Annotated in this window: 12 protein-coding genes and 1 riboswitch; of the genes, 5 read left to right on the forward strand and 7 right to left on the reverse strand. The window is 44.7% G+C overall.

Going from position 1 to position 15,287, the window contains the following annotated elements; genetic code table 11:
- Nucleotides 1–43: 43 nt before the first annotated feature.
- Nucleotides 44–814, reverse strand: coding sequence for a ScpA family protein (locus C1N53_RS13910; RefSeq protein WP_206077576.1), 771 nt, complete (start codon nucleotides 812–814; stop codon nucleotides 44–46).
- A 330-nt stretch (nucleotides 815–1,144) separates the two neighbouring features.
- Between C1N53_RS13910 and dxs the strand changes: the two genes are divergently transcribed.
- The 3 genes from dxs (at nucleotide 1,145) to C1N53_RS13925 (ending at nucleotide 5,200) form a co-directional block, all read left to right on the forward strand.
- Nucleotides 1,145–3,061, forward strand: coding sequence for a 1-deoxy-D-xylulose-5-phosphate synthase (gene dxs, locus C1N53_RS13915; RefSeq protein ID WP_137759884.1), 1,917 nt, complete (start codon nucleotides 1,145–1,147; stop codon nucleotides 3,059–3,061).
- A 173-nt stretch (nucleotides 3,062–3,234) separates the two neighbouring features.
- A complete protein-coding gene (locus C1N53_RS13920; RefSeq protein WP_137759885.1) occupies nucleotides 3,235–4,020 on the forward strand; it encodes an alpha/beta fold hydrolase in 786 nt (261 codons plus the stop codon).
- Nucleotides 4,013–5,200: a nitrate/nitrite transporter gene (locus C1N53_RS13925; RefSeq protein ID WP_137759886.1), complete on the forward strand. Its 1,188-nt coding sequence runs from the start codon at nucleotides 4,013–4,015 to the stop codon at nucleotides 5,198–5,200. The genes C1N53_RS13920 and C1N53_RS13925 overlap by 8 nt, the downstream gene beginning before the upstream one ends.
- Before the next feature lie 61 nt (nucleotides 5,201–5,261).
- Here the strand turns inward: C1N53_RS13925 and C1N53_RS13930 are convergent, their stop codons facing one another.
- The gene (locus tag C1N53_RS13930; protein ID WP_240773226.1) at nucleotides 5,262–5,666 is read right to left on the reverse strand and encodes a lipocalin family protein; all 405 of its coding nucleotides are present in this window, start codon (nucleotides 5,664–5,666) and stop codon (nucleotides 5,262–5,264) included.
- A 222-nt stretch (nucleotides 5,667–5,888) separates the two neighbouring features.
- On the opposite strand from C1N53_RS13930, the gene C1N53_RS13935 reads away from it, so the two are divergent.
- Nucleotides 5,889–6,197 carry a LysM peptidoglycan-binding domain-containing protein gene (locus C1N53_RS13935; protein WP_137759888.1) on the forward strand — a complete coding sequence of 103 codons (309 nt, stop codon included), beginning with the start codon at nucleotides 5,889–5,891 and terminating at the stop codon, nucleotides 6,195–6,197.
- Nucleotides 6,198–6,705: 508 nt separating this feature from the next.
- Nucleotides 6,706–6,903, forward strand: coding sequence for a hypothetical protein (locus C1N53_RS13940; protein WP_137759889.1), 198 nt, complete (start codon nucleotides 6,706–6,708; stop codon nucleotides 6,901–6,903).
- On the opposite strand, the gene queG is transcribed toward C1N53_RS13940, so the two are convergent.
- The 5 genes from queG to C1N53_RS13970 all read right to left on the reverse strand — a co-directional run bounded on the left by queG (nucleotide 6,900) and on the right by C1N53_RS13970 (nucleotide 15,177).
- On the reverse strand, nucleotides 6,900–7,838 hold the full coding sequence (gene queG, locus C1N53_RS13945; protein WP_137759890.1) for a tRNA epoxyqueuosine(34) reductase QueG: 939 nt from the start codon (nucleotides 7,836–7,838) through the stop codon (nucleotides 6,900–6,902). The two genes, C1N53_RS13940 and queG, sit on opposite strands and share 4 nt — an antisense overlap.
- 167 nt (nucleotides 7,839–8,005) lie before the next feature.
- Nucleotides 8,006–9,040, reverse strand: coding sequence for a Holliday junction branch migration DNA helicase RuvB (gene ruvB, locus C1N53_RS13950; protein WP_137759891.1), 1,035 nt, complete (start codon nucleotides 9,038–9,040; stop codon nucleotides 8,006–8,008).
- A gap of 668 nt (nucleotides 9,041–9,708) precedes the next feature.
- Complete coding sequence (locus C1N53_RS13955; RefSeq protein ID WP_137759892.1) at nucleotides 9,709–10,887, reverse strand: acyl-CoA dehydrogenase family protein; 1,179 nt, start codon at nucleotides 10,885–10,887, stop codon at nucleotides 9,709–9,711.
- Nucleotides 10,888–11,082: 195 nt separating this feature from the next.
- Nucleotides 11,083–13,557, reverse strand: a complete 2,475-nt coding sequence (locus tag C1N53_RS13960; RefSeq protein WP_137759893.1) for a TonB-dependent receptor — start codon at nucleotides 13,555–13,557, stop codon at nucleotides 11,083–11,085.
- A gap of 56 nt (nucleotides 13,558–13,613) precedes the next feature.
- Nucleotides 13,614–13,710: riboswitch (TPP riboswitch) on the reverse strand.
- 591 nt (nucleotides 13,711–14,301) lie between these two features.
- On the reverse strand, nucleotides 14,302–15,177 hold the full coding sequence (locus tag C1N53_RS13970; RefSeq protein WP_137759895.1) for an aldose 1-epimerase family protein: 876 nt from the start codon (nucleotides 15,175–15,177) through the stop codon (nucleotides 14,302–14,304).
- Nucleotides 15,178–15,287: the final 110 nt, after the last annotated feature.

The raw sequence follows: 15,287 nt of genomic DNA on the forward strand, positions 1-15,287 counted from the left end.
GAAGAGGTTTGAATATTTTAATGATTTTACAACAGGCTTAAACTTAATTTAAAATAAGCTGCGTTACCTGCGCCGTTTCCCCTTCGGAAACTGTTATTATAAAATCGTTGAAACCTTCGCCAATCTCTACGCCTATCAGGTTCAGCTGCAGCATATCCAGAATAGCCAGAAAGTTAAAGATCATACCAATTTTATCGGGGAAGGCGGAGATGATTTCCGAAAAGGCCATTTTCTTTCGCTGCTGAATTTTCTGCATAATGTAATCGCGCTGCTCCTCCAAAGTATAGGGATAGGTTATAATTGTATGCTTTGGCCGGCTTTGCTCTTCTTCGTAGCGGTTCATCACCTTCTCGAGCACCCGCATCAGCTTGTACAGGCTCAGGTCCTGCAGTTCATATTCAAAATGGTTGCTTTTAGCGATTTGCTCTACCTCACCCGCCAAGTTCCCTCTGCTCTCCTGTGCCAGGCGTGTTTCTTCCATAGCGGCCAGATCTCCGAGCACACTTTTATACTTCTTGTACTCGAGCAGGTGCTGCACCAGTTCCTGGCGCGGGTCAATTTCGTTGCCTTCTTCGTCTTTCTCGGTGCGCGGCAGCAGCATTTTCGCTTTAATGCGCATAAGCGTGGCAGCCGTTAAAATAAAGTCGCTGGCTACCTCAATGTTCAGCTGCTCCAGTTGCCTGATATATCCTATAAACTCATTGGTGATCTGGAAAATCGGGATATCGTGGATATCCAGTTCATCGCGCTCAATAAAGAATAGCAACAGGTCGAACGGCCCCTCAAACAACGGTAATTTTATCTCGAAACTCAATCTACTATAGTGTTTTAAGCGCCTGGCGCAGTTAGAAAACTGCAAAAATAAACAATTTAGTTTGATTAGATGCAACCATAGCTTTAGCATATAATATAACTATATGCTATACTTACAGGTATACATTCAAATCAGGTGCCTGAAACAGAAGTAGTTTAAATATATTGCCTCTTATTCAGTTCTGATTTAATTGCAAGATGAAGTGAAAAGAGCACAAATGGCTTCCCTTTTCTATTATTTTGTTAACTTTACGTTTTGTCCTGCAAATGAAATTCACTCGTTGCAAACTTTTGCAGGAAAAAGTTGTTGAAAGTCTATAAAGACAATTCTATGATTATTCAACCTGGAGAGCTGCTTGCCTCCATAGACACACCTGCCGACCTGAGGAACCTGAAGGAAGAGCAATTGTTGCAGGTTTGCCAGGAGCTAAGGCAATATATCATCGATGTGGTGTCTATCCACGGTGGTCATTTTGGTGCAAGTTTAGGTGTTGTAGAGCTAACTACAGCCCTGCACTATGTGTTTAATACGCCTTACGATCAACTGGTGTGGGATGTAGGCCACCAGGCTTACGGTCATAAAATACTGACTGGCCGCCGCGATAACTTCCATACGAACCGTAAGTATGGCGGCATCTCCGGCTTCCCGAAAAGAAAAGAAAGCGAATACGACACGTTTGGCGTTGGCCACTCCAGTACCTCTATTTCTGCGGCACTGGGCATGGCTGTTGCCTCACAATATAAAGGCGAAAACAACCGCCAGCACATAGCTGTAATCGGCGACGGTGCTATGACTGGTGGTATGGCTTTTGAAGCCCTGAATCATGCTGGTGTTTCTAATGCTAACCTGCTGGTTGTGCTTAACGACAACTGCATGAGCATAGACCCGAATGTGGGTGCCTTAAAGGAGTACCTAACCGACATCACCACATCTCGCACCTACAACAAGGTACGCGATGAAATCTGGAATATTTTAGGCAAAATCAGCAAGTTTGGCCCAAATGCCCGCCAGATTGCTTCTACGATAGAAGGTGTTTTTAAAACGGCTCTGCTGAAACAAAGCAATCTCTTCGAAAGCTTAAACTTCCGTTACTTTGGTCCGATTGATGGCCATGATATCAATCATCTGGTATCGGTACTGAATGATCTGAAACACATTCCGGGTCCGAAAATACTGCATTGCCTTACCACCAAAGGAAAAGGATTTGCCCAGGCTGAAAAAGAACAGACGAAATGGCACGCGCCGGGTCTGTTCGACAAAATCACGGGTGAAATTTATAAAACCTACCACGATACCCCGCAGCCGCCTAAGTACCAGGATGTTTTCGGGCACACTATGGTAGAACTTGCCGAACAGAACGATAAAGTAATGGGAGTTACCCCTGCTATGCCTTCTGGCTGTTCGCTCAACATTATGATGAAAGCTATGCCTGACCGTGCATTTGATGTGGGCATTGCGGAGCAGCATGCGGTTACGTTTTCAGCTGGCTTAGCCACACAAGGTATGATTCCGTTCTGCAACATCTACAGTACATTTATGCAGCGGGGCTACGACCAGGTGGTACACGATGTGTGTTTACAGGATCTGCATGTGGTCTTCTGCCTCGACAGAGCAGGTTTTGCAGGTGCCGACGGTCCAACACACCACGGCGCTTACGACATAGCCTATATGCGCTGCCTGCCAAACATGGTCATCAGTGCTCCTATGAACGAGCAGGAGCTTCGCAACCTGATGTATACTGCTACTCAGGAAGGTGCAGGTCCGTTTACCATTCGATACCCTAGAGGTGAGGGTGTTATGCCGGCCTGGCGTACACCTTTGCAGGTTATTCCTATTGGCAAAGGCCGCACTTTGCAGGAAGGTGAGGAAGTTGCGGTTCTTACCTTTGGCCATATCGGAAACTATGCGGTAGAGGTTTGCCAGAAGCTGAAGAAAGAGGGCATTACACCAGGCCATTACGACATGCGCTTTGCCAAGCCATTAGATGAAGAACTTCTGCACCATATCTTCCAGAAATACGAAAAAGTTATCACCGTGGAGGACGGCTGTTTACCCGGAGGCTTCGGCAGTGCAGTGGTAGAGTTTATGACGGATCACGGATACCAGGCACAGGTAAAACGCCTTGGCATACCAGACAAAATATTCGAACACGGTTCTCAAATGGAATTGCATCGGGATGCAGGCTTAGACCCGGCCGCTATTGAACGCACTGTAAGAGAAATGATTGCTTCAACGGTAAAAGTTTAATCGTAATACATACCTTAAAGATAAGATTTTAAGAAGCCTCTAATTGCCAAAGCACTTAGAGGCTTCTTGCTTTTCAGGAAAAAGACTTTGCGTTGCCAAGCATCACGATGCTTCCCCACTTCTGATTTTTAATTTCTAATTTTGAATTCTTTGAAAGCCTTGATAGAGAAGTTATGACAGACACTACTACATATACAGACACCGGCACTGGCGACGCGTTGGTTTTTCTGCACGGTTTCTGCGAAAGCAAGCAGGTATGGGAGGAATTTGCAAAGCCACTGGAGCAGAAATTCAGAATTATTGCGTTAGACCTGCCCGGGCATGGCCGCCATACCAGCAACTTAAACAGCAGCACCATGAGCATGGAAGGCATGGCTGACCATGTGAAGGAACAACTGGATATCCTTGGCATCCGAAAGTGCCTGATGATCGGGCATTCTATGGGAGGTTATGTAACTATGGCATTCGCTGAAAAATATAGTGCTATGCTTACCGGCATCTGCCTGTTTCATTCTTCTGCCCTACCCGATACCGATGAAAAGAAAGAGAACAGAAACAAGACCATTGATTATGTGGAGCGCCATGGGGTTGTAAACTTTATCAATCCGTTTGTGGAGCCTCTGTTCTACAGAGAGAACAGAGAACGACTGCAGGCAGAGATAGAACTACTGAAAGAGATTGGCAGACAAACCCCGCAACCAGCCGTACTGGCTGCCCTTGCGGCTATGCGCGACAGGCCCGACCGCAGCCAGGTACTTGCAGATCTGAAGTGTCCTGTGCTGTTCCTGTTCGGAAAAGATGACGGGGCTGTACCTTTAGAGAAAGCACTTGAACAGTGCCACCTGCCCAATAACAGCACGGTCTGCTTTTTAGGCAAAACCGGGCACATGGGCATGTTTGAACGCACGTATGAAACACGCAAGGCATTAGAAAAATTTGCAGAGACTATTTATGGCTAAGGCAGTGCCAAAACGAATTCTGCCTGTTATTGTACTCTCCCAGTTTGCAGGTACTTCACTTTGGTTTGCCGGTAATGCGGTACTGCCCGAGCTACAGCAATCGCTTCATATACAGGATAATGCCTTAGGCTTACTTACCTCTGCGGTTCAGCTTGGATTTATAATCGGGACGCTATGCTTTGCCGTTCTTTCGCTGGCAGACAGAGTATCGCCACGGCTTTTGTTCCTGATATGTGCTTTATCAGGAGCTGGTGCCAATGCGCTGGTGCTGGTCTTTGCGGATAATTTACCAATTGTTTTACTGCTGCGTTTTGTCACAGGCGCTTTACTGGCCGGCATATATCCTGTAGGTATGAAAATTGCGGCAGGTTGGTATAGTGGCAACTTAGGCAAGGCTATTGGTTACCTGGTGGGGGCGCTTGTACTCGGCACAGCCTTTCCGCATCTGCTCCGGAGCCTTGGTGCCAGCCTCCACTGGCAAAGCATGCTTTTGGTGGTTAGCTGTATAGCTGCTGCCGGAGGTATTTTAATGTATGCTTTTGTGCCTAATGGCCCTTTTCTGACTAAAGGTGCTGTTTTCGATTCGCGCAACATGCTGCACGTGTTCCGCGACAACAACTTCAGGTCGGCAGCACTTGGCTATTTCGGGCACATGTGGGAGCTTTATACTTTCTGGGCTTTTGTACCTGTTATCATCGCCAAACTTCTACCTGCTTTTACTCCCGAGCAAACGTCTGTCTGGGCTTTTATGGTGATAGCGGTGGGTGCTTTGGGTTGTATCGGGGGTGGGTATATATCAGAGCGCGCGGGCAGCACAAAGGTAGCTTTTGCTCAACTGCTTCTTTCAGGTATCTGCTGCCTGTTATCGGCAATCGTATTTCAGGATGTTGCGGCATTTATCATCCTGCCGTTTCTGCTTTTCTGGGGCATAGTGGTAGCAGGTGATTCTCCACAGCTATCGGCTTTAACTGCTAAAATGGCACCAAAACACCTGATAGGCACAGCCTTAACCATTGTTACTTCCATAGGTTTTGCCATCACTATCGTAAGTATTCAGCTGATGGGTTGGCTGTTAGCCCGGATACCTGTAGCCTATGCTTTTCCGCTGCTTATTCTTGGTCCTGTTATGGGGCTGCGCGCTTTACAGAAGCTACTCACAACTGTAAAGCAACAGCCCTAACACCAGGAAAGCCAGCATGAATGCTGGCTTTCCTGGTGTTAGGGCTGACTTCTGCCACCTGTTACTGTGCTTTAAGCTGCATTTCTCCTCCCTGGTTATCTTTCAGGCGCATTTCCTTTTCGGTTAGCTGCACCACTTCAAAGTTTTCTGTTACACTCTGATCCTGAAACTGCAGGCTTAGCCGTTTTGCAGCCTGATCAAATGTCCAGGTACCTGTTTCCAGAGTACCGCCGCCACCCAGAGCAAAACGTCCGTCAGAATAAAACTGCATGGTTTCTTCTTGTTCAGCACTCGATAATTTTTCTTTATCTCCTGAAGCGTTCAATTCTTTGGATGCTTTCCAGGTTTTACTTCCCGATCCTGAAATCATTTGCTGATCGCCCACTTTTTCGTTGTTGCCGCAGGAAGACACCACCAATACGAAGGCTACCAATAAGAATTGCCAGGCATTAACTATTCGTTTCATATTCGCATTCATGTTTTTCATAGTTAGGTTTATTTTACAAAATCCTGCAGCACCAATGGCTTCAGGATTTGATTGATTACGGTTAATCAGGGCATTAAGTTAATTGCCTGCTCCAGGGATACAACCAGCAGTACAAAACTATGTAACACAACAGGCGTATTTAGTTAAGTGGCAATCCTTTTTACAGGTTGCTGAATATGTTGAATCTAAATACCTGAAAATATGGGACTCAAAGATTTTTTTAAGAGAGGACAGGAAGAGCCTGCCAAAGGCGCTAACCAACCAAACATAACCGCAGGACAAACTCCTGATCATTCCTTTTTTACTCAGAAAGACGAGCAAAAAGTGACTGATCCTAGTGCAAATCAGGATGTATATACCGTGCAAAGCGGTGATTCTTTATCTAAAATAGCGAAGAAACACTATGGCAATGCAAACGACTGGACAAAGATCTATAATGCCAATAAAGACAAAATTGGAGATAATCCTGATCTGATCAGGCCAGGACAAAGGTTTGTAATTCCAAGGTAAAATTATCTGCCTTATATTTAAAGGGTGCTTAAGCCAAATAACTTAAGCACCCTTTCTTTTTGTGGTCGTGTAATTGCCTCTGACAGGTACTGCATGCAGTTATCCTGCACCTGCACCACTACCAGATCAGGGAATGGCACTGAGGCAAAATGGCATTTTTCTTTTCCGGGCTCTAACCAGGCTAGCTATTTGATTATCAAACAAATAAGCAGCCGTAACAAAACGAGCTAATTTATAACCGCAACTATTCTTTATTTCGGGAGTATATTAAGCACAAAACGGCCTTCGCCATACCTGTATGGTACCAATACAGTAGGTGTAATAATTGGCTACTATAGTCAATCGAGATCAAGGCGAACATAAATAATCAGCTAATTTTTTGATGTTCACCAGCTTTAATATTAAACAAAGGAAATACTTTTGAAAATATTTGTAAGTGACTACTTACTTTTATAAATTTGTATCGTATTTAATTTTTGGCCGAATAACTATAAATTCTTTAATACCAATGTTAGAATACATTAAAACAATTCTTTTGAAGGTAAGCTTCGATAAGATGCTTTTTGAGAAAGAACTAAAAAAAGCCTTTAAGGTTTTGGCTTTAGAAGAGATTCAGGACCTTAAAAAATGGTGTTACGACAAATTTTCCGGGGTATACCTCCGCATACTAAACAAAGTATTTGGCAAGACACAGATGGTAGCTTAATGAAGCTCGCCAGTATCTTCCATGAAGCAGATGTTTCGCACAAGCCCGTTGTAGCCGGTGCGCTTTACAGCTGACTTCTTGAAAAGCTGCGTAAACACCTCATGCGTTAACTCCTGCCAATCAGACGTTTTCATGTTCAGCAGGTGCGGGTGAGGTGCAAATGCAGGTTCCTGGTGAGGTTTGCTAAACCTGTTCCAGGGGCAAACATCCTGACAAATGTCACATCCAAAGACCCAATTGCCAAATTTCCCATTCATTTCATTTGGCAATTGGTCTTTTAACTCAATGGTAAAATAAGAAATACACTTGCTGCCATCCACTACATAAGGTTCTACAATAGCGCCAGTCGGACAGGCATCCAAACAACGGGTGCACGAGCCGCAGTAATCCTTTATCGGCCCGTCATATTCCAGTTCCAGATCTATAATAAGCTCAGCTATAAAGTAAAAGCTACCTACCTGCGGTGTAATTAGGTTGCTGTTTTTACCTATCCAGCCTAAACCGCTTTTTTTAGCCCAGGCTTTATCGAGCACTGGTGCGGAATCTACGAAGCAACGCCCTCCTACTTCTCCTATTTCTTCATGTATGGAGGCCAGCAGTTCTTTCAGCTTATCTTTTATAACAAAGTGATAGTCGGTACCATAGGCATACTTCGAAATTTTATAAGTATTTTCTTCTGGCTGCTTCTCTTCAGGAAAGTAGTTTAAAAGCAAAGAAACAACCGATTTTGCCCCATCTACCAGCAGCCGTGGGTCAAGGCGCTTATCGAAATGGTTCTCCATGTACTGCATCTTGCCGTGCATCTGCTGGTTAAGCCAACGCTCCAGGCGCGGAGCCTCTTCTTCCAGAAATTCAGCTTTGGAAATACCGCAGTACATAAAGCCCAGTTCCTGAGCTCTTTTCTTTATCAGTTGAGTATGTTGTGCTTTTGTCAAAGTAATGTTGTGTGCCGTATCATGTTACAGGTAAACAAAATTACGGCAATTTAAATCCATTATGTAATTTTTAGCAGAGAGAGGCTTCCGTAACAGATGCCAAAGCACCCAAAACAAAGAAGCAGGCTTTCGGCCTGCTTCTTACGTAATCAACAAACAACTAAAATTTAATCAAATAAAGTACCTGTTAACGCCTGCTGAGGCGGTATCTTGCCAAGGTGCCTGTAAGCGGCTTCTGTAGCTTCACGCCCACGGGCTGTCCGCATTATATATCCTTCCTGTATCAGGAATGGCTCATACACCTCTTCAATGGTTTCGGCCTCTTCACCACATGCTGTTGCAATAGTGGTTATACCTACAGGCCCGCCTTTAAATTTATCAATAATGGTTGAAAGAATCCTGTTATCCATGTCATCTAAACCATTGTGGTCCACATCGAGTGCATTTAAGGCAAACTTGGCAATCTCTACTGTTATGGTACCATCTCCCTTTACCTGGGCAAAATCGCGGGTACGGCGTAGCAGGTTATTGGCTATACGTGGTGTACCGCGGCTGCGACGTGCAATCTCAAAAGCTGCATCTGCGTGTATCGGGGCTCCCAGTAAGGCGGAAGAACGTTTCACGATAGAGGTAAGCAGTTCTGAATCATAGTACTCCAGGCGACAGTTGATGCTAAACCGTGCCCGTAAGGGAGCTGTTAGCAAACCAGAGCGAGTAGTGGCACCAATCAATGTAAAAGGACTCAGGCTGATTTGTACCGAACGTGCATTTGGGCCAGAATCCAGCATGATGTCTATTTTATAATCTTCCATGGCCGAGTACAGGTACTCTTCCACAATAGGATTCAGACGATGGATCTCATCAATAAACAGCACATCATTCGGCTCCAGGTTTGTGAGCAAACCTGCCAGATCGCTGGGCTTGTCCAATACCGGACCAGAGGTCATCTTTATATTGGCATCCAGTTCTGATGCAATAATATGAGACAAGGTTGTTTTACCAAGTCCCGGAGGCCCGTGCAGCAAAACGTGATCCAGAGCATCTCCTCTTCGCTTTGTTGCCTGCACAAACACCTTCAGGTTCTCCACCACCTTTTCCTGACCAGTAAAGTCACTGAAACTGAGGGGGCGAAGTGCCCTATCTATTTCTTTTTCGGTAGACGACATATAGTCGTTTTCACCTGTAAGATAATCTTCCCGCATAGTATAACCTAATTCTTACAAATTTGCTGTACCTAAAGGTAACAAATTCTTCAGGTAATTTGGTCCAAAAGCCTACACGAAATTACGAATTTTGCTAAATATTTTATAACAAAAAGAAATAAATCTAATATAATTAGCATTGTTAGTAATCTGGCAGTTCAAAGCTTTTATGAACAGGCAGGTGTATCAATTTTAAGTTGGTTATTAATCAACATATTGTAATCTAGAAAGCTAAAACCAATTGCGCGGCTATTCAGTTAAGTAATTCGATTACAATACCTTAAGATCATCAAATCATTTAATATATTTTTAATCTTATATTACATACATTAACATAAGATTAAATAATAAGTAATTTTTATAAAAAATTTGTAAACAAAAATATCTTTTTGTACGTTTACATTATCATAACAGAACAACACAATGTAGGGTGTTGAAACTGGCAGACAAGCCCTCCTATCTCGGGGGTGGAGAATCTGGGATAAAGCAACCATATTACCTTCGTACTAGTACCAAGATATTTGCCTAACTACTCCGTGGAGGTTCGACTCCTCCCCCTACAGCAACAAAAAAGCCTCCTCAAGAGAAATCCTGAGGAGGCTTTTTATTTTAGATTCATGTAATAACCGATCTTCCATAAGTCAGTATGCTCAGGAAGCAACCTTAGGTTATTTGAAGGCTGGAATACCTGTAATATCAGCTCCGGTAATCAGCAAATGGATATCATGTGTGCCTTCGTAGGTTATCACTGACTCCAGGTTCATCATGTGGCGCATAATCGGATATTCACCTGTAATACCCATTCCTCCATGAATCTGGCGGGCCTCACGTGCTATATGCAGCGCCATATCTACGTTGTTGCGCTTTGCCATGGAGATCTGCTGCGTAGTTGCTTTGCCTTCGTTTTTTAAGGTACCCAAACGCCAGGCCAGCAACTGTGCTTTCGTAATTTCTGTCAGCATTTCGGCCAGCTTCTTTTGTATAAGCTGAAAAGCAGCAATTGGCTTATCGAACTGCACCCGCTCCATCGCATATTTTCTGGCCGATTCGTAGCAATCTATGGCAACACCTATAGCTCCCCAGGCAATCCCGTAACGGGCAGAATCGAGGCATCCAAGTGGTCCCCGGAGGCCTTCTACATTTGGCAACAGGTTTTCTTTCGGCACTTTTACATTATCGAAAACCAGCTCACCTGTGCAGCTGGCACGCAAACTCCATTTATTGTGAATTTCCGGGGTAGAAAAACCTTCCATGCCTCGTTCTACAATCACACCTTTAATGCGACCTTCCTCGTTCTTGGCCCACACCACTGCCACCTGGCACTCAGGAGCATTTGATATCCACATTTTAGAACCATTGAGCAGGTAATGATCTCCCATGTCTTTTATGTTGGTGATCATGCCGCCTGGATTTGAGCCGAAGTCTGGCTCGGTTAATCCAAAACAACCTAGCCACTCTCCGCTTGCCAGCTTGGGCAGGTATTTCTTCCTTTGCTCCTCTGAGCCGTAGGCGTAAATTGGGTACATTACCAAAGAACCCTGCACTGAAGCTGTAGATCGCATACCGGAATCGCCCCGCTCTATTTCCTGCATAATAAGGCCATAGCTGATGTAATCCAGGCCACCACCGCCATACTCAGCAGGTATAGTCGGGCCAAAAGCTCCTACATCACCGAACTTCTTCACAATTTCCGAAGGAAAATGAGCTTCCTGCGCCCACTGCTCAATGTTCGGAGATATTTCCCGCATCACAAAGTTGCGCATTGTTTGCCGGATGAGTTTATGCTCTTCTGTAAGCAGATCATCAATATTATAGTAGTCAGGTGCCCCTGAAGATTCGTAGGCCATAGTTGTTCTGGTTTGTTTGGCTATACGCAAATATAAAGTTTTAAGCAGAAGCCGCAATTGCTTAAAAAAAGAAGCGGTTCCTGGCTTTAAACCAGGAACCGCTTTACCAATGTTTTGTATAAAAGAACTTCTAAAAAACTTTGGCAGGGTTAAGCACCTCTCAACGTGGAAAACTATCTGCAACCATTCCTGATTTTAGAACTTTAAACCAACAGACAAAAGGAAATTTCGGGTTGCCTGCGGATAATAGAAATTCTCTGTAATTGTGGTTGCGTCGGAGATATAGCTATAGGTGTAACCGTTTGCTGCATACAGCTCATTAAATACATTGTTGATGAGCAGCCCCACTTCCAGTTCTTTCAGCACATTCTGAAAGCCAATGCTGTACCGGAAACGCAGATCTCCAACCTGGAAAGCAGGAATAATACGATTCTCGTTTGAAGTGTTGTCCAGGTACTGTTTCCCAACAGTTTTATAAATGAAGGCTGCCCTTAACCCTTTTACAGGCATTACTTCCAGTTGCGTAGCCGTTACCCAATCAGGTGAGAAAGCAATATCTGTTCTCCTGAAGTTATTCTGTAGCTGGCTATCATCGTCGTAATTATCTATAAACTCCTGAAAGTTGTTGACAATATTCTGACTATAAGCCACGTTGGTACGCAGTGAGGCAATTTCACCCAAAGCTAAAGCGCCGGCTAATTCTACGCCTTGCCTGTAGCTCTTGTCTATGTTTGTCCGCACCTGTGCCCCCACATCATTAATCTGCCCTGTCAGCACCAGTTGGTTTTTATAGTTCATATAAAAGTAGTTCAGTTCAACCTGTGCCTGCAACGCTGTACCTGCCAGTTCTCCTAAATGCATGTTTCCCCTGTAGCCAGCTTCCAGGTTACGCAGTGTTTCGGGCCTTGGCCTGCCGGAAGGAGTAGACTCGGTAAAATCGTCGCGGACCGGCTCCCGGTTCCCGATGGCAAAAGAAGCATATAACTGGTTGTTTTTATCAGGGTTATAAGTTACACCTGCCTTAGGGTTGTAAAAAGTATAAGCTGCCGTTTGTGTGATGTTAGACAAGTCGTTGTCGTAGCCAAGAAAGGAGTAACCAACCTTGCGCACCTGCATATCGCCAAACAGGCTGACGTTATCCATCAGGCTATAATTTGCTTTTGCATATAAGTTGAAGTCTGTTTTTACGCCTTCGTTGTCATAGTAGCGATCCCGGATATTAGAGTCAGAAGCAAAACGCGCCCATATAATCTCACCGAAATGCTGCCCTACATACCTGTTCCAGGCTCCGCCAACAGAAGCCTGCAGGCGGCTGTTTGGGTTATACTGCAAGGCATAGGTTATGCCATAAAAATCGTTATCCAGCCAGCGGCGGCGAATCAGGTCTGTAGATGAAACGGTGTCTTCGCCAATAATAACATTCGCCAGGCCATAAGCAGCCAGATCATCATCCTGACGGAATTGCTCATAATAGCCCTTGCCTATGGTATAATGCAAAGCACCTGAAAAGCTTAAGGTAGGCGCAAAGTCGTGCGACAGGTGCAACTGGTAATGGTCCTGCTGATAATTATCTATTTCGTTGTCGTAGGTATAGTAGTTATAACGGCGGTCCGAGGTCAACAGGTTTTGCAGGTCTGCGCCTTCTATATAATTTCTATCAATATATGCTTGCAGGTCGGCTGCAGTGCCGTACACTAATGCCTCTGGTGTTCCGTACCATGCCTGGTAAGTTCTTTCCTGGCCGGAGAAAGTCACAAACTTAACAGAGGTTTTTTCACCGAAATATCCACCCGAAAAGTAAAAAGACTTCAGGTCAGAGGAGGCCCTGTCGATATAGCCATCAGATGAGATGCGCGACAAGCGTCCATCAAAAGCAAACTTGCCATTGATAAGGCCGGTACCAAAACGCACATTGTTACGCCAGGTATTAAATGAGCCATAGGTATGCTCTGTTTCGGCATAAGCCTCTGGGCGTACATCCTGCGTCTGAATGTTGATACTGGCACCGAAGGCTCCCGCTCCGTTAGTGGAGGTACCCACACCACGTTGTACCTGTATATCCTGCACCGAGGAGGCAAAATCCGGCATATTCACAAAAAATACTCCGTGCGACTCGGCATCGTTAACCGGAATGCCATTTACCGTTACATTGATGCGGGTAATATCGGAGCCGCGAATCCGGATACCTGTGTAACCCACTCCAGCACCAGCATCTGAGTTAACTACAGCGGAAGGAATCTGCTCTAAAATGTAGGGCAGGTCCTGCCCGAAGTTTCGCTCCGCAATTTCTTCGCTGCTCACATTGGTATAGGTGGTGCCTGTTCTATCATTTGCTCTGGTAGCAGAAACTACCACTTCGCCTGTGCGCAGGTTGTTCTGCCTAAGCGAAAATTCCTGACGGCTGTCTCCGCTAATGCTTACCTGGCGTACCACTGGCTCAAAACCCAGAAAGCTTACCCGAATAGTGTAGGTGCCGGCCGACACATTTTGAATTCTGTATTCGCCACCCGCTGTAGTAACAGCACCTATACCTGTGCCCTCTAAAACAATGTTAGCCCCGACTAAAGCCTCCCCTTTAGTCGCATCTGTTACCCGCCCGCTTATAGCAAACTGGGCCAGCAACTGCAATGGCAACAGCAAAGCCGCCATTACAAAAAATAAAAATCTCATGAAGTAAGTAGTTAAGAATGAAACATAGCCTATGCCAGGGGTTAGCATACCACCAAAGTTTCTGTACCAGTTTTCCCTTCGCCAGCATTACCTGGATCAGGTTCAATGGGTATAATCTCAGCCCGTTGTAATAAGGCACCCCTAAAGTACCACAAAGGTACAGCGTTTTAAGCCAAATCAGAAAGATAAACCTGTATTATCCGTAAAAGCAAAATTCTTAAAGAGAGGGTGGCTGTAAAATTTTAGTGAAAGGCAATAACCACAAAGGCGTAAAGTACGTTGATACTCATATAAAAGGCGCTTTTCCTGCTGCTTCGTAAAAGCCTGATTATAAACAGGAATAAGCCAATGTGAAACTGGAAAAATTAAAAATATTTTTAAAGTGATGATGATTAGCCTACTGTATACATTAGCTTTGCTAACAATACTGGCATATTACGCATTCTCTCCGCAGAAAAAGTTGAAGGGCCCTTCTTCAACAGATAGCGACGACGACGGAGGTGAACCGCTAGGCGATGATTTGCCAGATCTTGATCTCCCACCTGGGGTTTCTTTACCTATAAATGATTTTGAGCCAAAGTATGATCTCAAATTAGTTAGATTTCCGAAACTTCCAGAACCTTCTCTTAACTGAACTCTAAGCAGAATACAACATATAAACTGCCGCACCTGATCTTTTACTTTAAAGATAAGTGCGGCAGTTTTTTTATTAAACCGGGACTGTTCCCACTTTCTATTCAAAGCCTACAAAACCGTCAGCGTATAAGTGCGCTCGAAAATTGCTTCCGGGCTCAGCATTTCAATACCTTCTTTTTCTTTTAATTCACCTGTATCGCCTTCGTGGCTGGTAATGCCGCACCAGGGCTCTATGCATACAAAAGGCGATGCGCCAGGCTTGGTCCAGATGCCCAGGTAAGGAAAACCTTTAAAATCCATCTCTAAACGATAGGCACTCTTCCGGCTTGCCAGAATCACCTTCTCTGATTTAACATCTTTCAGAACAATGGCATCTTTCTCAAAATACTCATGCTGAAGCGGCAGCACAGCACTTTCAGTTAAAACCCGCTCTGTTTCACCTGATTGCAAGCCTGCTTCATCTATAAGGTAACGCACCAACGTTTCGGGCTGCTCAAACTCCAGGTAATAATCTGAATATTGCTCCCCAGGGTACAAGGGCACATTAAAACCCGGATGCCCCCCAACAGAGAAATACAAAGCCTCATGATCTGTGTTGGTTACCTGGTAAGTGGTGGAAAGGCTGTTCCCTTCCAGTTTAAAAGCAATCAGCAGGCTAAACTTGAAAGGATATTGCGATAAGGTCTCTTCGCTCTGCTTCAACTGAAATACCAGTTTGTCTTTTTTCTCTTCTACCAGGTCAAATTCGGTTCTTCGGGCAAAGCCGTGGCGTAGCATCTGGTACGTTTTGCCTTCGTGCGTAAACTGATTATGGGGCAATGCACCAACAATAGGAAAAAGATTGGGCGCGTGGCCGGGCCAGATAGCAGGATTGCCTTGCCAGATAAGCTCCTGCTGATCTGAAAGCCTGATGAAATGTTGCAGTTCGGCACCGAAACTCTCGACACCTACTTTAAGGTTATCATTCTCCAGAAAGTATAGCATAAATACATTATTTGCTCTTGTAAATTAAAACAACGCTACCTAGAATACAAGCCAGGCTTTTATTAAAAACGCGCTTATTCTTCTATGGCAGGGCTGTTTACGTATTTGCA

Origin of the sequence: Pontibacter sp. SGAir0037 (assembly GCF_005491705.1) — a bacterium.
Lineage (GTDB): Bacteria > Bacteroidota > Bacteroidia > Cytophagales > Hymenobacteraceae > Pontibacter.